This window comes from Viscerimonas tarda, assembly GCF_054601255.1.
Genome location: NZ_BAAHWV010000015.1, coordinates 62950 through 86645, shown reverse-complemented (window position 1 = coordinate 86645; position 23696 = coordinate 62950). Strand labels below are relative to the sequence as shown.

At 44.9% G+C, this 23696-nt stretch carries 22 protein-coding genes; 15 read left to right on the top strand and 7 right to left on the bottom strand.

Features of this window, described 5'->3' with window-relative positions; all coding sequences use genetic code 11:
- Nucleotides 1-176 precede the first annotated feature (176 nt).
- The 3 genes from guaA (at nt 177) to rsgA (ending at nt 3534) form a co-directional block, all read left to right on the top strand.
- Nucleotides 177-1694 (top strand): glutamine-hydrolyzing GMP synthase, encoded by a 1518-nt coding sequence (gene guaA, locus ACYPWY_RS08555; protein ID WP_459685103.1) that lies wholly within the window; start codon nt 177-179, stop codon nt 1692-1694.
- Nucleotides 1695-1785: 91 nt separating this feature from the next.
- The gene (gene frr, locus ACYPWY_RS08550; RefSeq protein WP_459685102.1) at nt 1786-2346 is read left to right on the top strand and encodes a ribosome recycling factor; all 561 of its coding nucleotides are present in this window, start codon (nt 1786-1788) and stop codon (nt 2344-2346) included.
- A 261-nt stretch (nt 2347-2607) separates the two neighbouring features.
- The gene (rsgA, locus tag ACYPWY_RS08545; RefSeq protein ID WP_459685101.1) at nt 2608-3534 is read left to right on the top strand and encodes a ribosome small subunit-dependent GTPase A; all 927 of its coding nucleotides are present in this window, start codon (nt 2608-2610) and stop codon (nt 3532-3534) included.
- 69 nt (nt 3535-3603) lie between these two features.
- Here rsgA and ACYPWY_RS08540 read toward each other — a convergent pair whose 3' ends face one another.
- Entirely contained in the window at nt 3604-5280 is a 1677-nt protein-coding gene (locus tag ACYPWY_RS08540) for a peptide MFS transporter (protein ID WP_459685100.1), read from the bottom strand.
- Between the two features lie 280 nt (nt 5281-5560).
- Here ACYPWY_RS08540 and ACYPWY_RS08535 point away from each other — a divergent pair, with 280 nt between their 5' ends.
- From ACYPWY_RS08535 to der, 10 genes are all read left to right on the top strand, one after another.
- On the top strand, nt 5561-8098 hold the full coding sequence (locus tag ACYPWY_RS08535) for an ATP-dependent Clp protease ATP-binding subunit (protein ID WP_459685099.1): 2538 nt from the start codon (nt 5561-5563) through the stop codon (nt 8096-8098).
- 408 nt (nt 8099-8506) lie between these two features.
- Nucleotides 8507-8875, top strand: a complete 369-nt coding sequence (locus ACYPWY_RS08530; RefSeq protein ID WP_459685098.1) for a YbaN family protein — start codon at nt 8507-8509, stop codon at nt 8873-8875.
- Nucleotides 8876-8982: 107 nt separating this feature from the next.
- Nucleotides 8983-9285, top strand: coding sequence for a DUF3467 domain-containing protein (locus ACYPWY_RS08525; protein WP_459685097.1), 303 nt, complete (start codon nt 8983-8985; stop codon nt 9283-9285).
- A gap of 103 nt (nt 9286-9388) precedes the next feature.
- Complete coding sequence (ald, locus tag ACYPWY_RS08520) at nt 9389-10489, top strand: alanine dehydrogenase (protein WP_459685096.1); 1101 nt, start codon at nt 9389-9391, stop codon at nt 10487-10489.
- Nucleotides 10490-10799: 310 nt separating this feature from the next.
- On the top strand, nt 10800-11030 hold the full coding sequence (locus tag ACYPWY_RS08515) for a DUF4492 domain-containing protein (protein ID WP_459685095.1): 231 nt from the start codon (nt 10800-10802) through the stop codon (nt 11028-11030).
- A 52-nt stretch (nt 11031-11082) separates the two neighbouring features.
- A complete protein-coding gene (locus ACYPWY_RS08510) occupies nt 11083-12630 on the top strand; it encodes a cytochrome ubiquinol oxidase subunit I (RefSeq protein WP_459685115.1) in 1548 nt (515 codons plus the stop codon).
- Nucleotides 12631-12667: 37 nt separating this feature from the next.
- Nucleotides 12668-13831 carry a cytochrome d ubiquinol oxidase subunit II gene (locus ACYPWY_RS08505; RefSeq protein WP_459685094.1) on the top strand — a complete coding sequence of 388 codons (1164 nt, stop codon included), beginning with the start codon at nt 12668-12670 and terminating at the stop codon, nt 13829-13831.
- Between the two features lie 208 nt (nt 13832-14039).
- Nucleotides 14040-15026, top strand: a complete 987-nt coding sequence (locus ACYPWY_RS08500) for a Gfo/Idh/MocA family protein (protein ID WP_459685093.1) — start codon at nt 14040-14042, stop codon at nt 15024-15026.
- A complete protein-coding gene (locus tag ACYPWY_RS08495; RefSeq protein WP_459685092.1) occupies nt 15014-16762 on the top strand; it encodes a B12-binding domain-containing radical SAM protein in 1749 nt (582 codons plus the stop codon). Before ACYPWY_RS08500 ends, ACYPWY_RS08495 begins: the two co-directional genes overlap by 13 nt.
- A gap of 614 nt (nt 16763-17376) precedes the next feature.
- Entirely contained in the window at nt 17377-18690 is a 1314-nt protein-coding gene (gene der / locus ACYPWY_RS08490) for a ribosome biogenesis GTPase Der (protein WP_459685091.1), read from the top strand.
- Between the two features lie 68 nt (nt 18691-18758).
- On the opposite strand, the gene ACYPWY_RS08485 is transcribed toward der, so the two are convergent.
- Both ACYPWY_RS08485 and ACYPWY_RS08480 read right to left on the bottom strand, forming a co-directional pair.
- Nucleotides 18759-19082 carry a hypothetical protein gene (locus ACYPWY_RS08485; protein ID WP_459685090.1) on the bottom strand — a complete coding sequence of 108 codons (324 nt, stop codon included), beginning with the start codon at nt 19080-19082 and terminating at the stop codon, nt 18759-18761.
- Nucleotides 19060-19287, bottom strand: coding sequence for a hypothetical protein (locus ACYPWY_RS08480; protein WP_459685089.1), 228 nt, complete (start codon nt 19285-19287; stop codon nt 19060-19062). Before ACYPWY_RS08480 ends, ACYPWY_RS08485 begins: the two co-directional genes overlap by 23 nt.
- 175 nt (nt 19288-19462) lie before the next feature.
- On the opposite strand from ACYPWY_RS08480, the gene efp reads away from it, so the two are divergent.
- Both efp and ACYPWY_RS08470 read left to right on the top strand, forming a co-directional pair.
- The gene (efp, locus tag ACYPWY_RS08475; RefSeq protein WP_459685088.1) at nt 19463-20029 is read left to right on the top strand and encodes an elongation factor P; all 567 of its coding nucleotides are present in this window, start codon (nt 19463-19465) and stop codon (nt 20027-20029) included.
- A 69-nt stretch (nt 20030-20098) separates the two neighbouring features.
- Nucleotides 20099-20419 carry an immunity protein Imm33 domain-containing protein gene (locus ACYPWY_RS08470; protein ID WP_459685087.1) on the top strand — a complete coding sequence of 107 codons (321 nt, stop codon included), beginning with the start codon at nt 20099-20101 and terminating at the stop codon, nt 20417-20419.
- 5 nt (nt 20420-20424) lie between these two features.
- On the opposite strand, the gene radC is transcribed toward ACYPWY_RS08470, so the two are convergent.
- From radC to nqrE, 4 genes are read right to left on the bottom strand one after another with little or no spacing between them, the layout of a single operon-like run.
- Entirely contained in the window at nt 20425-21126 is a 702-nt protein-coding gene (radC, locus tag ACYPWY_RS08465; RefSeq protein WP_459685086.1) for a RadC family protein, read from the bottom strand.
- A gap of 2 nt (nt 21127-21128) precedes the next feature.
- Entirely contained in the window at nt 21129-21689 is a 561-nt protein-coding gene (locus ACYPWY_RS08460; RefSeq protein ID WP_459685085.1) for a flavin reductase, read from the bottom strand.
- Between the two features lie 57 nt (nt 21690-21746).
- Nucleotides 21747-23006: an NADH:ubiquinone reductase (Na(+)-transporting) subunit F gene (gene nqrF, locus ACYPWY_RS08455; protein ID WP_459685083.1), complete on the bottom strand. Its 1260-nt coding sequence runs from the start codon at nt 23004-23006 to the stop codon at nt 21747-21749.
- Between the two features lie 27 nt (nt 23007-23033).
- Nucleotides 23034-23651 carry an NADH:ubiquinone reductase (Na(+)-transporting) subunit E gene (gene nqrE / locus ACYPWY_RS08450; protein ID WP_459685081.1) on the bottom strand — a complete coding sequence of 206 codons (618 nt, stop codon included), beginning with the start codon at nt 23649-23651 and terminating at the stop codon, nt 23034-23036.
- Between the last annotated feature and the right edge of the window lie 45 nt (nt 23652-23696).

The following is a 23696-nucleotide window of genomic DNA, read 5'->3' as shown; positions in this document are numbered from 1 at the left end:
ACCAATACTCCTCACCCCCAGCCCCTCTCCACTTTGGAGAGGGGAGAAGAACGCCTTGTCATTGCGGGATCCGACCCGCAATCTCCTGTGCTATTCACATTGGCATATTATTCTCATTGGCACATTGGCATATTTTTTATATCTTTACAGCGCGTTAAACCATATCAACTAAATTTATGCAGGAGAAGATTATTATTCTTGATTTCGGGTCGCAAACCACTCAGCTGATTGGGCGACGGGTGAGGGACTTAAATACCTATTGCGAAATCGTACCTTATAACAAATTCCCCAAGGATGACAGCGCCGTGAAAGGGGTTATTCTTTCGGGAAGCCCATTTTCGGTAAACGATAAAGATGCCTTTCAGGCCGATTTGAGCGAAATCAGAGGCAAATATCCTGTTTTGGGAATTTGCTACGGCGCACAGTTTTTGGCGCATACATCGGGCGGAAAAGTCGAAAAAGGCGATTCGCGCGAGTATGGCCGCGCCCATTTGGCAAGCATCGAAAAAAACGAACTTTTTGACGGAATAGCGGTTGGTTCGCAGGTTTGGATGTCGCACGGAGATACAATCACCCAATTGCCCGAAAATTTTGAAATCATCGCCAGCACAAACGACGTGAAAGCGGCGGCATACAAAATAAAAGGCGAAAAAACATGGGGAGTGCAATTTCATCCCGAAGTGTTTCATACCACAGACGGAACAAAACTGCTGAGCAATTTCCTCAACAGTTGCGGTTGCAAACGCGATTGGTCGCCGGTGTCGTTCATCGAAAGTACGGTTGCCGGATTGAAAAAGCAACTGGGCGACGACAAGGTTATTCTGGCGCTTTCGGGTGGCGTGGATTCGTCGGTTACGGCGGTGCTGCTGAACAAGGCGATAGGTAAAAACCTGACCTGTATTTTTGTCGATCACGGATTGTTGCGCAAAAATGAGTTTGAGAAAGTACTGAAAGATTACGAGCACCTCGGATTAAGCGTTATTGGGGTGAATGCCAAAGATAAATTCTACAAGGCGCTGGCCGGAGTAACCGACCCCGAACAAAAACGCAAGATTATAGGCAAAGGATTTATTGATGTGTTTGACGAAGAGGCGCACAAGCTAAAAGACATCAAATGGCTCGGACAAGGAACCATTTATCCCGATATTATTGAGTCGCTGTCCATCACCGGAACGGTTATTAAGTCGCACCACAATGTGGGTGGATTGCCCGATACCATGAAGTTGAAACTGGTGGAGCCCCTCCGTTTGCTCTTCAAGGACGAAGTGCGGCGCGTAGGTCTCGAACTGGGTATGATGGAACATTTGATTAAGCGCCATCCCTTCCCGGGTCCCGGATTGGGCATCCGCATATTGGGCGATATTACTGCCGAAAAAGTAGAAATATTGCAGAATGCCGACGATATATACATGCAAATGCTCAACGATTATCACCTCTACGACCAAGTTTGGCAGGCCGGAACAATCCTGCTTCCCGTGCGCTCGGTTGGGGTGATGGGCGACGAGCGGACATACGATTACACCATAGCCCTTCGCGCCGTAACATCCACCGATGCCATGACAGCCGATTGGGCGCACCTTCCGTACGAGTTTCTGGCAAAGGTGTCGAACGAAATCATCAATAAAGTAAAAGGCGTCAACCGCGTTGTTTACGATATTTCGTCCAAACCGCCGGCAACGATTGAGTGGGAGTAGCCCCTCCAACCTCCCCGCAGGGGAGGCTTTCAAAGTCCCCCTACGGGGGATTAGGGGGCTGTTGAACCTTGAACTTTAAAACTAAATATATATGGCCGAAATAAAAGACATTGAAAAAAGTGCAGAATCGAAAATGCAGTCTGCCGTTGAATTTTTGGAAGAATCCTTGGCGCATATCCGTGCCGGGAAAGCGAATCCCCGTATATTGGATGGCATCAAGCTCGACTATTATGGGAGTCTTACGCCGCTCTCCGGCGTGGCTTCGATAAATACGCCCGATGCTAAAACCATCGTTATTCAGCCTTGGGAAAAGTCGCTGATAAGGGACATTGAGAAAGCGATTATGGATTCGGATGTAGGTATTACGCCCGAAAACAATGGCGAAATTATCCGCTTATCGATTCCTACCCCCACCGAAGAACGGCGTAAAGCCCTGGTTAAACAATCGAAGCAGGAAGCCGAAGACGCAAAAATCAGCGTCCGGAATGCACGCCGTGAAGCGATTGATGCATTCAAGAAATCCGTAAAGGATGGAACGCCCGAAGACGTAGCAAAAGATGCCGAAACTTCGATGCAAAAGGTGCACGACAAATACATAAAGAAAATAGACGAGCTTTTTGCCGCAAAGGAGAGGGAAATTTTAACCGTTTGAATCTTTGGTGGTTAATGGTTAGCGGTCAATGGTTAATGTTGCAGGGGCGCGATTAATCGCGCCCCTACGGTGATGAACATAAAATACCATTTGTCATTGCGGGATCCGACCTGCAATCCCCTGATAATCATTGCACGTTTACTCGGGAGATCCCGTGTCAAGCACGGGATGACAGTCTTTTTTTTTAGACAACCCCCAGCCAATGTGTTCGTAGTTGCCTAAGGGCGAACGTTATTTCTCAACTCTCAATTCTCAATTCTCATGATGGGTTTAGTCATAAAAAACACAGGCAGTTGGTACCTTGTCCGAACGGATGATGACCGCTTTATCGAATGCAAGATAAAGGGGAACTTCCGCTTACGGGGTATCAAGAGCACCAATCCGGTTGCTGTGGGCGACAGGGTGGATATTGTGATTAATAACGAAGGTACTGCTTTTATCACCGAAATAGAGGAGCGCCGGAATTACATTATCCGGAAATCGCCCAATCTATCGAAGCAATCGCACATTATTGCGGCCAATCTCGATTTATGCCTGCTGATTGTAACCATCAGCCACCCAGAGACTTCCACTATTTTTATCGACCGTTTTCTGGCTTCTGCCGAGGCTTATCGTGTGCCTGTGAATCTGGTTTTCAATAAAGTGGATTTGTACAACGCCGAGGAGCTTGAATACATGGATGCCCTGATAAACATGTACGAATACATCGGCTATCCCTGCCTGAAAATATCGGCGCTTAACAAAGAGGGGCTGGATGCATTAACCGAACGAATAACGAACAGGATTACCCTGTTTTCCGGTTATTCGGGCGTGGGCAAATCAACGCTCATCAACTCCCTGATTCCCGGGGCTACGCTAAAAACCGGCGCCATCTCCGAATACCACGCCAAGGGGATGCACACCACTACTTTTTCCGAAATGCTGGAACTGCCTTCGGGCGGCTACATTATCGACACGCCGGGGATAAAAGGATTCGGCGTAGTGGATATGAAGCCCGAAGAAATATACCACTATTTTCGCGACATATTCCAGTTCTCGGATAAATGCCGCTTCAATAACTGTATTCACCTCACCGAGCCCGGTTGTGCGGTGCGTGAAGCTGTCGCCGACCATTACATCAGCGAAAGCCGCTACAAATCCTACGTTAATATGCTGGAAGAAGATTCGGGCAACAAGTACAGGAAATAAATGCAAAGCCCCTCCCAACCTCCCCGTAGGGGAGGCTTCCGAACTCCCCCGTAGGGGGATTTAGGGGGTTCATCTCTTCATTATCTTATTCAACACCGGAGATACTACCAACAATACGACACCTGCGCCTATCGCTACAATGGCTATGCTGTAATAGCCGTTGGTGTATTCAATCAGTTTATCCACGTTGGTGGGGTTGGCGATGGTTTCGTCAACTTTGGCCAGTATCGAGCCTATCATACCGGCTCCGTATTGTCCGTAGGCGCTGGCCAGAAACCAGGTACCCATCATTACTCCGTGAAGGCGGGTCGGCGTCAGGCGTGTTATCATCGACAGACCAATGGGCGACAGGCAAAGTTCGCCAATCGAAATAATCAGGTAAGCAAATAAAAACGACCAAAGAGGAGTAAACCCGTCGGATGTTGCAAAATTGCGACTTAGGAAAAAAACAAAAAATCCCAATCCCAGAAATATAAATCCCAAACTGAATTTAACTACTGTATTCGGTTCCATTTTTCGTTTGCTCAATCCTATCCAAAGCAAGCCCAACAGGTAGGCGAAGATAATGACCCACAGGGGATTGATGGAATTGTTCACCATGGCCATCGGAAGGCCGTGCCCGTTTACGTTTCCTTCGGCAAAGAAGTTGAGCGAACCGCCTCCTTGTTCAAAAAACGAGAAGAACAAGACAGAGAACAAGATAAGCACGATGGCCACTATCATTTTCCCGAGCTCCTCTTTGCTCACCTTAAACAGTGTTACAACCAAGAACCCTAGGACAAGGATAGCAATGGCAATCATAAATATATCTTTAAAAGCCATTGTTTCGGTTCCTCCAAGCAACCACGACATGTCGATATTCATAGGCTGAGATACCATTACCCAAAAGAATGGGATAAATAGCAGGGATGCTGCATGAATCAGGATGCCTTTGGATATGCCGAATTTCTTTTCTTTCAGTTTTTCGGGATTGGGAGCCAAACCAATGGGTCCCAGTTTGCGTTGAGTGAAGTGGAAAACGAATAATCCTAGTAACATGAATATGCCGGATAATGCAAATCCCAACGACCAGCTAATGGTGGTTCCAATATAGCCTATAATCAGCCCGCTGAGCAGTGCACCTACATTAATGGACATGTAGAATAATGAGAAACCTGCATCACGTCTCGAGTCATCTTTTTTATACAAGGCGCCTACCATAGTGGATATGTTTGGCTTGAAAAATCCATTGCCGACAATCAGGATACTGACACCCAGATAAAAGGAAAATTCACCCGGAATTGCCATCGTAAACGTTCCGATAGCCATCAGTACGCCGCCCCAGAAAACAGACCGGCGGAACCCGAAGATTTTGTCGGCAAACAATCCGCCTACAAATGCCATGGCATATACGAATGCCAAAATAAGTCCGTACTGTGTATTGGCGCTGGCTTCGGCATCGCTGTAAACTTTTGTTTGGGATGTTTGCAGGTAATACATCGGATGGTCTTCGGTGAGTTTGCTATTGTGAGTTTGCTCATACTTGGCTACTTTTTGCGTCATTTCGTCTTTGTCCATTGGCTGATAATTGGCCGACAAGGCAAGGTGGGCTATGTATAGCGCCAACAAAGCGCGCATTCCGTAGAATGTGAAGCGTTCCCACATTTCAACCAGCGCCAGATACCATAGCTGTTTGGGGTATTTACCTTCAAAATTTTGAATTTCCTCTAATGTTATTTCAGAAGTTATAGCTTTGGAATTTTCCATCTAATGTGTTATATAATAATTGTTTACGTTTTTTATTGAGATGAGATAGGAATAATTATAGGGCAAATTTATAAAAAATAGTTTAGATTGTTGTACATTTACTCTGATTTTACAACGTATGCCTCGTGTTTGGGGACAACTTTCTTATGTAAAATCTTGAAATTTGGCGTATTTATCATGGCATTGTTTTTGCTGTTGTAATATACGAACAGGTGATTTAGATTGTTTAAAGTCTTTTATTTGGCGTATAAACATCAAATAAAAAAAGGAGGACAGCTTTATGGAAAATAATTTTACACAACGGGTTCGCAAAATCATGGCTTACAGCCGTGAAGAGGCAGGACGGCTCCAGAATAATTATTTAGGGCCCGAACATTTGATGCTTGGCATTCTTCGTAACGGAGAAGGTCTGGCTATAAAGGCTTTGATTGATTCTGGAGTCAATATCGAAGCATTGAAACAGGACATTGATATAAAAATAACGAGGCAGCAAGATACCGATTCTAACGAAGGCAACGAAATTGTGATGACCAGAAATACGGAGAAAATATTGCGGATAAGTATTCTGGAGGCCAGGCTGACAAAAAGTCCTGAAGCCGATTCGGAACATTTATTGCTTGCCATACTGAAAGAATACGAAAATCTTGCAGCCGAAACATTACGAACTTATAGAATAGATTATACAGGTATGTTTATGTACATTAATAATATGAATATAAATCGCGACAAGCCGGAAACGCCCCGAATGGGTGCAGGCTTCACCGACGACGAGGAAGATGATGAAGACGTAGTAAACAACAAATCGTCTCAGAATGTGAATACCCAAACACGTCAGGCGACAGATACGCCGGTACTGGACAATTTTGGGACGGACATGACAAAGGCCGCTTCGGAAAACAAACTCGACCCGATTGTCGGGCGTGAAAAGGAAATTGAACGCTTGGCGCAAATCCTGAGCCGACGGAAGAAAAATAACCCGATATTGATAGGCGAACCGGGGGTCGGCAAATCGGCCATCGTGGAAGGACTTGCGCTGCGGATTACCCAGAAAAAGGTTTCCCGTTTGCTGTTCGACAAGCGCGTTATATCGCTGGATATGGCTTCAGTTGTGGCCGGAACCAAGTACCGCGGACAGTTTGAGGAACGCATAAAAGCCATACTGAACGAACTGCTGAAAAATCCCAATATTATCCTTTTCATCGACGAAATTCACACCATTGTGGGCGCCGGAGGAGCAACAGGTTCGCTGGATGCCGCCAATATGCTGAAACCGGCTTTGGCCCGTGGCGAAATACAGTGTATCGGCGCAACAACCCTGGACGAATACCGCAAAGGCATAGAAAAAGACGGCGCTTTGGAACGCCGTTTCCAAAAAGTGATAGTGGCTCCTACAACTGCCGATGAAACTTTGCAGATACTCAACAACATCAAAAGCCGTTACGAAGAACATCACAACGTGAAATACACCGATGATGCCCTGGAAGCTTGCGTGAAGCTCACCGACCGCTACATCACCGACCGGAATTTCCCCGATAAGGCGATTGATGCCTTGGATGAATCGGGTGCGCGGATGCATATCTCAAACATAAAAGTTCCGCCCGTTATCGAGGAACTTGAAAATGAGATGAGCGGCATTCTGGAAAAGAAAACGGAAGCCGTGAAAGCCCAGAAATACGAGCTGGCAGCCAGTTTCCGCGATAAGCAGCGCCAGCTGATGATACGCTTGGAGCAGGAAGAAAACAACTGGGAAAAACAGCTGAAAGAACAGCCCCAGATTGTGGATGAGGAAAAAGTGGCAGAAGTTGTTGCCATGATGTCAGGTATTCCGGTTCAACGAATTGCCGAAGCCGAAACCCTGAAACTTCTGGGTATGAAAGACAACCTGAAAAAGGCGGTCATCGGTCAGGACGAAGCGGTGGATAAAATAGTGAAAGCCATTCGCCGCAACAGGGTAGGGCTGAAAGAGCCAAACAAGCCCATTGGCACATTTATGTTCCTGGGCCCTACGGGAGTGGGTAAAACCCATTTGGCGAAAAAAATAGCCGAACAATTGTTTGATTCTGCCGATGCGCTGATTCGCATTGATATGAGTGAATATATGGAAAAATTCACCGTGTCGAGGTTGGTAGGAGCGCCTCCGGGATATGTAGGATACGAAGAAGGTGGCTTGATGACCGAAAAAGTGAGACGCAAACCCTATTCGGTGGTCTTACTCGACGAAATAGAGAAAGCACATCCCGATGTGTTCAATATCCTGTTGCAGGTGCTGGACGAAGGTCATTTGACCGACAGTTTGGGCAAAAAAGTCGATTTCAAGAACACCATTCTGATAATGACCTCGAATGTGGGAACACGCCAGCTGAAAGATTTTGGCAAAGGAATAGGATTTCAGGCCGAATTTGTGAAAGGACATGAAAATGAACACTCGAGAGGCGTTTTGCAAAAAGCCTTGAACAAAACTTTTTCGCCCGAATTTCTGAACCGTATTGATGACATTATCATCTTCGACCAGTTGAGCAAGGAGTCGATATTTAAGATTATCGACATTGAGCTGAAGGATTTCTATAAACGCGTGTCGGAACTTGGCTATACCCTGATTCTGAACGATGACGCAAAAGACTTTATCGCCGGAAAAGGCTACGATGTTCAGTTTGGTGCACGTCCTCTCCGAAGGGCTATCCAAACTCACCTCGAAGATGAGATTGCCGAAATTGTGCTGCTGAATGAGATTCCGAAAGGAAGCGCCCTGGAAGCATACCTCGATAAGGAGGCGCAGAAGATAGGGATTCGCCAATTGGAGAATGTGGCAATTGGTTGATGTGCTGCTGATGTGTTGATGTGCTAATATGCTGATGTGCTGATGTGCTAATATGCTGATGTGCTAATATGTTAATATGCTAATGAAAATAATGAATTTGTTGTCGCTTTGCGCCATCAGCACATTAGCATATTAGCACATTAGCACATTTGAAAATAATGAATTTGTTGTCGCTTTGCGCCATCAGCACATCAACATATTAGCACATTAGCACATTTGAAAATAATGAATTTGTTGTCGCTTTGCGCCATCAGCACATTAGCATATTAGCACATCAGCACATTTGAAAATAATGAATTTGTTGTCGCTTTGCGCCATCAGCACATCAGCACATCAACACATCAACACATCAACACATCAACACATTAGCATATTAGCACATTATTCCATAGAATTATTAAATTCCCGATGAAAAAATACCTATATATAATAGGAGGAACAATCAGTTTATGTTTAGGTTTACTGGGGCTTGTAACCCCGGGATTGCCAACGACCCCGTTTATTTTATTGACGGGTTTTTTGTATGCAAGAAGCTCCGGTCGCCTGTACGCCAAGCTCGAAAACAACCGGTTGACCGGCATGTATCTGAAAGGTGTAAAAAACGGATTCTCATTAAAAACCCGCATCCTGATTCTGGCTGTTATGTGGTCGATGATTTCGTTTACGGCCTTTATCTTGTTCGCTAACAGTAAGATGCAGTACGTGATGATTGGGCTTGGAATAATCGGCACAATTTCCCAGCTTATCTTTTTGAGAAAAAAGGACGATTTTTCCTGAAATATGTTGTAAAATACATGAGGCGCTCTTGTTATTGTAATAAAATTTAACTTTCTTTGTAAGAGTAATAGAAATAGAATCTTTAAATAAAAAAAACCGAACAAAACATGGACAACAAAGGACAACAAAACCAAATACAGATTGAGCTATCGGATGAAGTCGCTCAGGGGACTTACTCCAACCTTGCAATTATATCGCATTCGTCGTCCGAATTTGTGATTGACTTCGTGCGGATTGTACCCGGCGTGCCTAAAGCTAAAGTAAAATCGCGGATTATACTGACGCCCGAACATGCAAAACGCCTGCTTCATGCTTTAAACGACAATATTGCCAAGTATGAAAACAATAACGGGTCGATAAAAATTGATAATAATATCGGTTTTTTCCCGCCTGTGGGTGGCGAAGCGTAAGGTAGCAAGGCCGGAGTTTAAGCTAAAGAACGGTTTAAGTTATAACAGTTTCTTGTAAAAAGGCTCTGTGCCTGAGAATATTTAATATATAGAAGTAAATAATATGAAGATTGGAATTCCAAAAGAAATCAAACTAAACGAAGACAGGGTGTCGGTAACACCCGGAGGGGTTTATGACTTAGTGTCTGGCGGACACGAAGTTTTTATTCAAGCGGGAGCAGGGCTAGGTAGTGGTTTTTCAGATTCAGATTATTTCAGGTCGGGCGCTACAATCATACCCACCATAGAAGAAATATACGCCAAAGCAGACATGATTGTGAAAGTAAAAGAACCGATCGAATCGGAATATGCGCTGATACGGGAAGGTCAGATTATTTTCACCTATTTCCACTTTGCGTCGAGTTTGACCTTGACCGAGGCCATGATAAAAAGCAAATCGGTCTGCATTGCTTACGAAACAGTTGCCATGCCCGATAATTCGTTGCCGCTATTGTTGCCGATGAGCGAAGTAGCCGGACGGATGGCCATACAGCAAGGCGCCAAATACTTGGAAAGACCGCAGTTTGGTAGAGGGATTCTGCTGGGCGGCGTTCCGGGTGTGAGGCCTGCACAGGTACTGGTGATAGGCGGTGGTGTTGTGGGTACGCAAGCCGCGCGTATTGCTGCCGGAATGGGCGCTCTGGTTACCATTCTGGATAAAAACCTGACGCGATTGCGCTATTTGGCCGATATTATGCCGGCTAATGTGGTTACCCAACACTCCAGCGAATATGTTATCCGTCATTTAATTAAGCGTTCCGACTTAATAATAGGCGCTGTGTTGACGCCGGGTGCAAAGGCTCCGCTTGTGATTACCCAGGACATGCTGAAAGACATGAAGCCGGGAACGGTTTTGGTTGATATATCGGTCGATCAGGGCGGTTGCTTCGAGACTACCAAGCCTACAACCCACAAAGACCCGGTGTATCTGGTCGATGGTATTGTGCACTATTGTGTCGCAAACATTCCCGGAGCTGTGCCAATGACATCAACGCTGGCGTTAACCAATGCAACGCTTCCGTACATACTGAATGTAGCCAATCTGGGCTGGGAAAAAGCCTGCAGCCATTATAGCGATTTAAGAAAAGGCCTCAATATAGTAAAAGGCAAGGTCGTATATAAAGGAGTGGCCGATGCATTTGGGCTGGATTATAGCGAATACTAAAGGCGTTGAAAGATTTGTCATTGCGGGCTTGACCCGCATCTCCTGGCAAAGTTAGCATAATCTGAACCTCTGTCAGGAGATCCCGTTTCGAGCACGGGATGACAGGTTGATGAGACAGTTTTTAGCTACGCCGTTAAGTTAATGCTTAAAGGCTTTCAGCCTTAGCCTACGGCGTTCGGGCTTGGTCGTGTAATGTTTTTCTATTGATATGCAAGTCCCAACGGACTACCTTATATTGACGTTATACTTATATTGAGTGTTGTATATCATTCTCAACTCTCAATTAAAATTATAAAAAAATATCTACGCCATGGATAACAAACCTGAAAGATTCAATTTCTTCACCATGTTTCGGGATGGGTTTAAGAGCATGACGCTTGGGCGGACATTGTGGCTGATTGTCATAATCAAGCTGGCGATTATGTTTTTGATTCTTCGTCCGTTTTTCTTTCCTGATTTTTTGAACTCTAAAGCTGATAATCAGAAGGGCAAGGCTGATTATGTAACAGAGCAACTTACACGAAACCTGGCAGAACCATGAAAAAAACAGAGCGTGTACATCATTATATTACAAACCTTTAATTAACTGGAAAATTATGGAATTTTTAAGTACGTCATTAGTTGATTGGTCCAGATTGCAATTTGCGATGACTGCCATGTACCATTGGCTTTTTGTTCCGCTAACCTTGGGGTTGGGGATAATTATGTCGATAATGGAAACAATGTATGTCAGAACAGGCAATGAGCAGTGGAAAAAAACTGCCAAATTCTGGATGAACATTTTTGGAATTAATTTCGCGATAGGAGTGGCTACCGGTCTTATCCTGGAATTTCAGTTCGGAACAAACTGGTCGAATTACAGCTGGTTTGTCGGGGATATTTTTGGAGCGCCTTTGGCTATTGAAGCCATTGTCGCCTTTTTTATGGAAGCTACATTTATCTCCATCATGTTTTTTGGCTGGCAACGGGTAGGCAAAAAAGCCCACTTGGCCGCCACTTGGCTGACCATTACCGGAGCCACTATTTCGGCCTGGTGGATACTTGTCGCCAATGCCTGGATGCAACATCCTGTGGGCATGGAATTTAATCCGGCTGAGGCGCGCAACGAGATGGTAAGTTTCTTTCAGGTTGCCTTATCTCCTGTTGCGGTTGCCAAATTCTTCCACACGGTTCTTTCGTGCTGGATATTGGGTAGCGTATTTGTGTTGGGTGTTGCTTCGTGGTATTTGCTCAAAAAACGAAACGCGGAATTTGCGCGGCAAAGCATTAAGGTTGCGGCTGCATTTGGGCTTACGGCTTCCTTGTTAACTGCGGTTACAGGACACACTGTGTCGTACTATGTAGCTCAATATCAACCCATGAAGCTGGCCGCGATGGAAGGCCTTTACGAAGGGAAACAGGGTGCGGGACTTATAGCTGTGGCGCTTCCCAATCCGGCAAAAAAATCGTATGCCGATAATGTTGATCCCTATATTTTTAAACTGGAAATTCCTAAAGCCTTATCGCTACTGGGCTACAACGACTTGGACGCCTTTGTGCCGGGCATTACCGATATTATAGAAGGAGGTTACGACATACAAGGAGGAAAGGCCTTGTCGTTTGCCGAAAAGCAAGCGCGTGGAAAGTTGGCTATTCAGGCCTTGGGCGATTACCGGAAAGCCATTGCCCGTAACGACGAGGCTGTTGCCGAACACCATAAGGCGGAATTAAAAGAAAATTTCGCCTATTTCGGATACGGTTATCTGGATAGTCCCGAACAGCTTATTCCCAATCTGCCCCTGACTTTCTGGTCGTTCCACATCATGGTTTATCTGGGCGGGCTTTTCATTTTGCTGTTTATCCTTGTTCTTTTCTTTGATAAGAAGAAGATACTGGACAATAAAAAATGGTTGCTTTGGGCTTCTGTTTGGTCGATTCCATTGGCTTACATAGCCGGTCAGGCCGGATGGATTGTTGCGGAGGTTGGCCGTCAGCCCTGGGCTATTCAGGATGTTCTTCCTTTGCAGGCCGCTGTATCGGCCTTATCTTCTACTTCGGTGATGATTACTTTCTTCTTGTTTTTGGCATTGTTTACGGCATTGCTTATCGCTGAAATTCGTATTATGTTGAACCAGATTAGGAAAGGCCCCGAATCGAATTGATTCGCACGCTTTTTTTACTCAAAAATAGATAAAGATTATGTTTGAATATTCATTTTTACAGCATTATTGGTGGTTCCTCATCAGCTTGGTAGGCGGGATATTTGCGTTCTTGCTTTTTGTACAGGGAGGCCAATCCATGATATTTTCGTTAAGTAAATCGGAACAGCATCGCTTTTTGTTGGTGAATGCTTTGGGGCGCAAATGGGAATATACATTCACTACGCTCGTTACTTTCGGCGGCGCGTTATTCGCCTCTTTCCCCCTGTTTTATTCCACTAGCTTCGGCGGCGCCTACTGGGTGTGGATGGCTATTTTGTTTTGCTTTGTAATACAGGCGGTTGCCTACGAGTACCAGTCGAAACCGGGGAACACCTACGGCAAGAAAACCTACCAGTGGTTTTTACTGATAAATGGTCTGTTGGGAACCTTCCTTGTAGGCGTGGCGATTGCTACCTTCTTCACCGGTTCCGAATTTGGGGTGAACAAAGATAACCTGACCAACGAACTGAACGGAAATCCGCTGGCAGTAGTCATCAGCAGTTGGCAAACCGAATGGCACGGACTGGAAGCCTTGGCAAATGTCAGAAATTTGTGCTTGGGCCTGGCGGTGTTCTTTTTAGCCCGAACACTGGCTTGCTTGTTTTTCATTAACCGCATCGAAGATCAGGATTTGGTGAATCGCTCGCGCAAGCACTTGCTTTATAATGCTTTGCCATTTGTTGTCTTCTTCCTCGCCTTTGTTATCTGGACATTCTTCTCCGAAGGTTTTGCGGTAAATCCCGAGACGAATCAAGTGGAGTTGATTCAGTACAAATATTTTACGAATTTGGTTGAGATGCCTGTTGTGGGTATTGTATTTTTGGTTGGCGTATTGCTCGTTTTGTACGGAATTATCCGCAGTTTCTTCTGCGAAAAGTTTCAGAAGGGGATATTTTTCTCGGGAGTTGGCGCTGTGTTGACGGTATGCAGCTTGTTGCTGATAACCGGATTTAACAATACGGCCTATTATCCATCAACCTACGATTTGCAGGCTTCGCTAACGATACAAAATTCCTCTTCGAGCGAATTTACGCTTACGGCGATGACATACGTCTCTTTCCTTGTTCCCTTTGTCCTGGCCTATATAATTTATGCATGGGGCGTATTGGAGCAAAAGAAATTCGATAAAAACGACTTGAAAGAAGACGGACATATTTATTGAAAGTTTGAAGTTCAAAGTTTAAGGTTCAAAGTTGTAGAGACGGGGCACGCCCCACCAGGGCAAACGCATGAAAAGAGTTCGAACAGGCTAAGGCTGAAAGCCTTAAAGATTTTCATGCGTTTGCCCTGGGGCGTGTCCCGTCTCTGCTTTAAACGAAATTACAAATTATTAAAAGCCTCCCCTGCGGGGAGGTTGGAGGGGCTTTTTTATGGAAAATATAAATTGGGGAATTATTGGCTGTGGCGATGTCTGCGAAAAAAAGAGCGGTCCGGCATTGTATAAAATCGACCATTCGGCGCTGGTGGCTGTTATGCGCAGAGATGAATTGAAAGCGCAGGATTTTGCGGGCAGGCATAACGTACTGAAATATTATACGGATGCAGACGAATTAATCAACGACCCGGATGTGAATGCCATATATGTCGCCACGCCTCCAAACGCCCATAAAGAGTACGCAATCGGGGCAATGGAGGCCGGAAAGCCGGTGTATGTAGAAAAACCAATGGCGATGAATTATGCCGAATGTCTGGATATGATACAGGCATCGAAGAAAACCGGACAGAAATTGTTTGTCGCCTATTACCGCCGCTCCCTGCCTTATTTTCTGAAAGTAAAGGAGATTATAGCCAGTGGCTGCATGGGTGATATACTGTGTGTGGACGTCAGGTATTATGCATCGGCCAAAGCAACGGACTGCGACCGAACTCAGCATACCTGGCGAGTACAGAAGCAGATAGCCGGAGGCGGCTATTTTCATGATATGGCGCCTCATACGCTTGATATTCTCGATTATTTTCTGGGCGAAATAGATACGGTAAAGGGCTATACGGCAAACATGGCCGGTTTATATGCAGTGGAGGATACGCTTTCGGCTATCTTCCGGTTTAAATCGGGTGTGTTGGGGACGGGGCAATGGTGCTTTGTGGCCTCAAAAGATGCCGGACAGGACAGCGTAACTATTACGGGGACAAAAGCTTGCGTGTCGTTCAATACCTTCTCCTTCAAGCCTATCCAACTGGCGGTTGACGGAAAAGTCGATTTCTTTGAACCCGAACAACCGGAGCATATCCAGCAGCCTCTGATTCAGACGATTGTAGATGAATTGCGCGGAGTTGGCAAATGCCCCTCAACAATGGTTTCCGCCGCCCGCACATCCCGTATTATGGACGTGATTAGTGGTCAATGGAAAGATTAAGCAGCCCCTCCAACCTCCCCGTAGGGGAGGTACAAAATCCCTCCTACGGGGGGCGGGGGGGCTTAATCCTGACTACCCTCAATGCCAAATATATCCACACCTCGCTCGCCCTCCGGCTGTTGTATGTCGCCAATAAAGACCGGTTCGATATTTCGTTCAGGGAATATGTTATCAAGGAGGATGTGGCGAAGATTGCAGCTGATTTATTGGCGCAACAGCCTGGTATTGTATGCTTTGCCGTTTATATCTGGAATGTTGAACAAACCAGAAAGCTGCTCTCCCTTCTCAAGGAACAGGACCCCCGTATTATTACCATTCTCGGCGGGCCGGAGGTTACTTACGAGCCTCAATATTTTATCGAAAATTGGGACGTTGATTTTGTTGTTAGCGGTGAAGGCGAGTTTGTTTTGGGCGAATTGCTGGATGCTATCGAGCATAACAAGCCGGTGGATATACAGGCGGTATCGTTCAGTGGGCACATCAGCAGGGAGATTGCCAAAGCCGATTTGAAACGCCTGGAATTGTTGCCATCGCCGTATATCTTGGAGGCGGACAACGATTCGAGGAAGAACAGGCTGACGTATTTTGAATCGTCGAGGGGTTGCCCGTATCAATGCCAGTATTGTTTGTCGTCGCTGGAGAAAGGGGTACGCTACTATTCGCAGGAATATATTTTCAAGAATCTGAAGCAGTTGATGGATAACGGCGCCAAGCAGATTAAGTTTTTAGACCGGACATTCAATTTGAACAGGGAGCATACCTTGGCTATCTTCGATTTTCTGATTAAGAATTACCGGCAAGGCCTGAGCATTCAATTCGAGATATATGCCGATATGCTTACCGCCGATGTGATAGACTACCTGAACGAAAATCTGCCTGTCGGTTATTTCAGGTTCGAGGTGGGCGTACAATCTACTTATGAACCTACTAATCTGGCGGTGAAAAGGGCGCAAAATTTTGATTTGCTTGCCCGAAACGTCAAACAACTAATGGATGGCGGAAAAATTGACATTCATCTCGACCTTATCGCCGGTCTTCCGTACGAAACATACGATTATTTTGTAAAATCTTTCAACGACGTTTTTGCTTTGAAGGCAAAGGAGGTGCAGCTTGGTTTTCTGAAAATGCTTCGGGGAACGGCCTTGCGAAACGATGCACAAACCTATGGTTACCGCTACAAAGAGGATGCTCCCTACGAAGTTGAGTACAACAACAGCCTGTCGGCAGACGAACTGAAACGTATTCATGAGGCGGAACATGCCCTGGAGAAATACTGGAACAGCGGACGATTTTCCCGCACAATGAATAGCCTTTTCGATACACATTATAAGGGAAAATATTTTGAATTATTCGATGAAATCGGCCAATTTTACAAAACCAATGACTATCCCAGCCATGCTTATCAGTTGGAAGACCTCTTCCTGAACCTGCATCGCTTTCTGCTTGCTAAGGAGATAGACATGTCTGCCACATTGCGCGTTGATTATTACTGCAATTTCGGTGTCCGCCCTCATGGATTTTGGGACAACAGGCAGGATAAGCCGGAACTAAAACGGCTCCGCTACCAATTGGGGCAGGATAAAGAATTTTTATCGAAGTACGGATTTACCCGCAAAATTGTAGAAAAACAGACTGCAATTGAGAAAATAGATGACAATGAGTACCTGTTGGTGGTTTATGGGGCAAACTGTGAGCAGAAAGAACCCTTATTTATTGAGTTTAAACTGCAAGCTTGACGCCAGGGTGAATGCATGAAAAATTATATACTTTCGCATTATCGAAGGGGTTGAATCACCGGCAAAACTGCTCTAGTCCCGCATGGGACGGCGCTTTATTAACCGTATGCTTTAGCTTACGGGATAGGTGCAACACGCTATCCAAGTCCCGCAGGGACGGCACTTGGACACGCTATCAAGTGTCGCCCCATGCGGGGCTTAGGATACCGTGTTGTCCGTCAATCCGTAAGCTAAAGCATACGGTTAATAAAGCGCCGTCCCATGCGGGACTAAATTCTAGGCTGGCGCGGGCTTGCAGCCCGACCACGGATGTCTGCCCTTAACCCAAGGCGTTGCCTTGGGCTGGGTTATTAAAGGCTTTCAGCCTTAAGTTGGCGTAACAGAGGTTTTCATGGTTTGCCCTGTCAATCATTGGCATTTCCATAAAAAACACTACTTTTGTCCATACTGTGAGTTATTTGAAAACAATGGTAAAACGCAGCAGCACACAGCACTCCGCTCGTTTCCATACCGTTACCCCATTGACTTTCTCTTTCAACCAAATTCGTGTTTTTTAGGCGGTTGTATGAGAATTTTCGCTTATCTTTGCATCCACAAAGTACTTAATAATTGATATGGGAAATTTAGTAGCGATAGTTGGTCGCCCGAATGTGGGGAAATCAACCTTATTTAACCGCCTGACCGAAAGCCGTCAGGCGATTGTTGATGAAACCGCCGGCACAACGCGCGACAGGCAATATGGAAAAGTAGAGTGGGGGGGACAAGAGTTTTCTCTGGTAGATACCGGCGGATGGGTCGTTAAATCTGATGATGTTTTTGAAGAAGAAATAAATAAGCAGGTTCAGATAGCCATAGAGGAGGCCGATGTTATTCTTTTTGTGGTGGACGTAATGAATGGCATAACGGATTTGGACGAAGGTGTAGCACACATTCTCCGGCGTTCGGATAAGCCGGTTCTGATTGTTTCCAACAAGGCGGATAATTTTAATGTTCATGCCAATTCGGCAGAGTTTTATAGCTTCGGATTGGGTGATCCGATTAATATTTCGGCGATAAATGGCTCGGGAACAGGCGATTTGCTGGATACTATACTCAGCAAATTCACCAAACAGTCCGAAGATGAATCCTTGGAAGATATTCCGAGAATCGCTATTGTTGGTCGTCCAAATGCCGGCAAATCGTCGTTCATCAACGCCTTGATAGGCGAGGAACGCAACATTGTAACGAATATCGCCGGCACAACGCGCGATTCGATATATACCAAGTTCGACAAATTCAACATGGATTTTTATTTGGTCGATACGGCGGGTATCCGCAAAAAAGGAAAAGTTACCGAAGACCTCGAATACTATTCGGTGATTCGCTCGATAAAAGCGATTGAAAATTCGGACGTATGTGTATTGATGGTGGATGCTACACAGGGTATCGAAAGCCAGGACCTGAACATATTTTCGTTGATTCAGAAAAACAGAAAGGCCTTGGTAGTCTGTGTCAATAAATGGGATTTGGTCGAAAATAAGGAGTTGATTGTTATCAAGACTTTTGAAAATGCCATCCGCGAGCGTTTGGCCCCGTTTACCGATTTTCCCATTGTTTTTGCATCGGCAACAACCAAGCAACGGATATTGAAGGTGTTGGAAACAGCAAAAGAAGTTTATGGGCACAAGAAAACAAAAATTCCAACTCACAAGCTCAACGAAATATTGCTGCCGATTATCGAAAAAACGCCGCCTCCATCGAATAAAGGGAAGTATGTGAAAATAAAATACATAACACAGTTACCCAATACACAGGTGCCCAGTTTTGTGTTTTTCTGCAACTTGCCGCAATGGGTAAAAGAACCATACAAGCGGTTTTTGGAGAATCGTATCCGCGACCATTGGAATTTGTCCGGCACGCCTGTCAATATCTTTATCAGGGAAAAATAAGGAAAGGAAGTATTTCAAAACAAGATTAGTTTTTTGTCCAAGCCCAGTTCAACTTGCTGAGAATCCTCTTAATCCAGGAATTTTCCGTCAACATGGTTATTTGTAATATGACGGATAAAATAGAAAGAGTTTGTTTTCTGAAAGAAAATATACCAGGTAGTTCGTTTGTTCCTGTTCCAGGTGATGTAAAACAAGTCGCTCCCGTATTTGGAAAAATAGGCGGGAGCAGGCTTATGTGGTTTGGTGGCAATGTTATGCCTGATATAGTTTACCAAATCTTCGATATACCGAACGGAATACCCGTAAAAAGAAAAATAGCCTTTTTCTATGAGTCTGTCCGTCAATTCGTCAAGATAGAGCAATACGGCTCTATGATATTTTATTTCGGTCATCGAATTTTCTTTGTAACATTTTTTTTGCTTCCGACAAAAATTCTTCAGAAGTTAAGCCGTCTTCCCAACCGTCGGGGTATTGTACAACGCCCAATTCTTGCAACAAAGGACGTAGAACTTGGGCATGACGCATCATGTCGATACGGATATACCGATTGTTTCCCTTCGCATCTTTTTCAAACGTAACGCCTTTTATTATACTCATTTTACTGTTTTTTATATTTGCAAATATAAGGTTATTTTCCCTTTTTCCAAATAATAATCCATAAACAATTTGCGGGTAAAAAAATGTTTTATTAGAGGTTTATAAGGGATTTTTTGTACCTTTGCGCTCAGAAACAAAAAAATAAAATCAAATATAAATAGCAAAAAATACATTTATGGCAACTACTGCGGATATAAGAAACGGGATGTGCATTGATATTGAAGGTCAATACTATGTAGTCGTTGAATTTCTTCATGTAAAACCCGGAAAAGGAGCAGCTTTTGTTCGGACGAAAATGAGAAACGTAACAACAGGACGAATTCTCGACAGAACATTCAATGCGGGTGTGAAACTGGATGAAGTGCGCATCGAAAGGCGCCCTTACCAATATCTTTACAAAGATGACTCGGGATATATTTTCATGAACAATGAAACATACGAACAAATATCCATACCCGGAGAGCAAATCGAAGGGGTTGCATTCCTGAAGGAAGGCGATACCATAGAAGTGCAGGTACATGCCGAAACCGAAACAGTATTGACAGCCGAGCTGCCTCAAACCGTAGTACTGGTGGTTACATACACCGAACCCGGCCTGAAAGGCGATACGGCAACCAATGCCACTAAACCGGCAACCCTGGAAACCGGCGCCGAAGTTCGCGTACCCTTGTTTATAAACGAAGGTGAAAAAATAAAAATAAATACAAAAGACGGTTCTTACGTTGAACGTATAAGAAATTAAAGCCCCTCCAACCTGTCCGCAGGGGAGGCTATTATGTCCCCCTACGGGGGTTAAAGGGCTACTGCACTTATGGAAAATATTGAATGGGACGATCCGGCGGTAAAGGAATTTGAACCGAATCAGAAGTATGCTTATGTAACTCAGCGGGCTATTGACAGTCATTATATCGGTTTCTGCTACCGCGAATACACCGATATAAAGATTGACAGCGGCTGGCGTTTCCTTTATGGCGACGAGGACGAAGACTATCTGGACAATCCCGATAACGTGATTGCACAGGATTTGTCGGAAGTAATCAACTGGAAACCCGAAGTCGGCGTTATTCTGTCCGAAAAATATGGTTCGGAATACGAATGGAGCGAAGAGAAAGGCGTATTTGAAAAGATTTGACAGCCTTATAACATGCCCGAATCTTTGTAGCTGTAATAACTGCCGTCGCAGATAATAATGTGGTCGATCAGGCTGATGTCCATTAGTTGCGCCGATTCTTTTATTTTCAGGGTAACGTTATTGTCATCGCCGCTGGGTTTGGCCTCATTGGTGGGATGGTTGTGGCAAAGGATTAGCCCCGATGCCAGATTTTCGATGGATTCTTTGAGGATGTATTTTATATCAACCGGCACATTATTCGTATTTCCTCTGAGTATCAAGCTTCTCTTAATCACCTTGTTCGACCGGTTGAGGAGGAGTACCCACAATTCTTCGTGTTTTAAGTCGCTCAGAATAGGGTGGAAAATATCGTAAACGTTTTTGCTCGAAGTTATTCTATCTTGCTTTTCAGCTTCCGATAGCTTCCTTCTTTTTCCCAGTTCCAAGGCGGCGACAATGGTAATTGCTTTTGCTTCGCCAATGCCTTTGTAATTGCGAATCAGGTCGTTAATGGCCAGTTTTCCGAGAGAGTTCAGGTTGTTATTGATGGAGGACAGTATCCGCTGCGATAATTCCACAGCTGTTTCTTCTTTGTTCCCCGACCCGATAAGTATCGCCAAAAGTTCGGCATCGGATAAGGCAGAAACACCTTTCAGAAGCATCTTTTCGCGTGGACGGTCTTCTTCCGCCCATTGGGTTATTCTCAGTTTGGGGCTGTTGCTATCCATTTTTATTTTTTTACCCAAACATGCGTGATTTCCCCAAATACAAATTGGCGATAAGTGCCTGCATCCTCGTTGGCCTCACTTATCGAATCTTTCACTTCTTGCGAATAAAAGTCATCAAGATCAGGCGTTGTGATTTGCATTAGTTTGCACTCAATAATTAGTTTGGCTTCTTCAAAAGACAGGTTGCCCGAGGGCGTTTGAATGCTGGTCAATTCAACCTCGTTCATTTTCTCGCTGTCTCTTCCCGATTTGCTTCCCAAAAAGAGCATTTTTTTCTTGTATTCATCGGGAAAGAAAGAGAGCGTATAGCTTTGCTCTTTCTTTATCAATTCAAGCGTGTAACGGTCGTTCCGGGAAATACACCACGCGGTGGGTTTCCTGAAAAGAAGCCCCAAACCGCCGCCGCTGCCTATCATGGAGTTATAACGGTCTTCCTTGCCTGCGGTAATGGCAAAAAAATCTTTTCCAACCAATGTAAATACATTGTAATCGTCGCCGAGTTTTTCCGGTGAAATCGGTTTAAATAGTACTTTAAAATTGGCCGATGCCGAGGTTTGCTTCATTTCATTGACAGTTACACGATTTGGTTTTATTTTCTGCTGCTGTTTCCGTTTTTCCGATTATCCAAAGTCGTCGAACATCAACATTTCGGGTGGCACGCCCAGTTTGTCGAGCATACCTTTCACGGCATTGGCCATTGGGCCCGGGCCGCACATGTAATATTCGATGTCTTCGGGCGCATCATGGTCTTTCAGGTATTCATCATGAATCACCTGATGGATAAACCCTACATAGCCTGTCCAGTTATCTTCGGGACGGGGTTCGGACAGTGCGATGTTGAATGTGAAATTGGGGAATTCCTGTTCTATTTTGCGGAAATCTTCTTCGTAGAAAATCTCGCTTTTAGACCGGGCTCCATACCAGTACGATATTTTCCGGTCGGTGGTTTTCAAGGTGTTGAACAAGTGCAACAAATGCGAACGCAATGGAGCCATTCCTGCGCCTCCGCCAATGTACAGCATTTCGCTCCTGGTGTCCAGTATGTGGAAATCGCCATAAGGGCCTGATACTTTGACCTTGTCTCCGGGTTTCAGGTTGAAAATATAGGAAGAACCTATTCCCGGCTTAATACCGGCTTTCCAACCTCCCGCAGCCCTGTCGAAAGGCGGGGTAGCAATACGGATGTTGAGCATAACAATGTCGCCTTCAGCCGGATAGTTGGCCATTGAATAGGCGCGTGTAGTTTCTTCTTCGTTTTTGCACGCAAGTCCCCACATTTTGAATTTGTCCCATTCTGGTTTAAAGCGTTCGTCTATGGCAAAATCGCCGAATAAAAGGTCGTATTTGGGTATTTTTATCTGAATGTACGAGCCCGGTTTGAAGTTGAGATGCTCTCCGGCAGGTAACTTCACCACAAATTCCTTGATGAACGAGGCCACGTTGTTGTTGGATACAACTTCGCATTCCCATTCTTTTACGCCGAATACTTCATCGGAGACTTGGATGTTCATGTCTCCTTTTATCTTGGTCTGACAACCTAAACGCCAGTTGCTTTGCCGTTGCTTGCGGGTAAAAAATCCGACTTCGGTAGCCAGTATTTCGCCTGTTCCGCCATATACCTGACACCTGCACTGTCCGCAAGAACCCGATCCGCCACAGGCCGATGACAGGAATATATTTTGCCCTTGCAAGGCGTTCAGCACCGTTCCGCCGATGGGGCTTTCAAACTCTTTTTCGTCGTTGACAACTATTTTTACACTTCCCGAGGGCATTAACTTGAGCTTGGCGACAAGAATCAGGATAACGAACACGAGCATGACTATCAGAAATACGATAACGCTAACTGAAATACTTAGTAAACCGGATGCTAAAAATACCATTGTTTTATCTTTTACTAAATTAGTTTCTTAAATATTTATTCCCGAAAAACACATAAAGCCGATACCCATCAGGGCTGTGATAATGAAAGTAATACCCAATCCTCTCAAGGCTTTGGGTACATCGGAATATTGTATTTTTTCGCGGATGGCGGCCATACAGGTAATGGCAAGCATCCAGCCGATGCCCGAACCAAATCCGTAAACGGTAGCTGTTCCAACATTGGAAAATTCTTTCTGCTGCATAAACAGCGAACTGGCCAATATGGCACAGTTAACAGCCAGCAAAGGAAGAAATATCCCCAAGGTATTGTACAACGAGGGGCTGTATTTTTCGACTGCCATTTCTACTATTTGGGTGGCCGAGGCGACAACAGTGATGAAAACCAACAGGGTTAACATACTCAGGTCGATGTCTTTAAAATTTTCTCCGAGCCATTGCAACGCACCTGCTTTCAGCACATAATTCTCGAGCAGGTAGTTTATGGGGACTGTAATAGTCAGCATGAATACGACTGCAGCGCCCAGCCCTATGGATGTTTTTACATTCTTGGATACGGCCAAAAATGTACACATTCCCAAGAAGTAGGCAAAAACCATGTTGTCGATAAAGATGGATCGTATGAATACGCTTACATTTTCTTGCATAATATAATTATAAAGAGTTTAAAGCCCCTCCAACCTCCCCGTAGG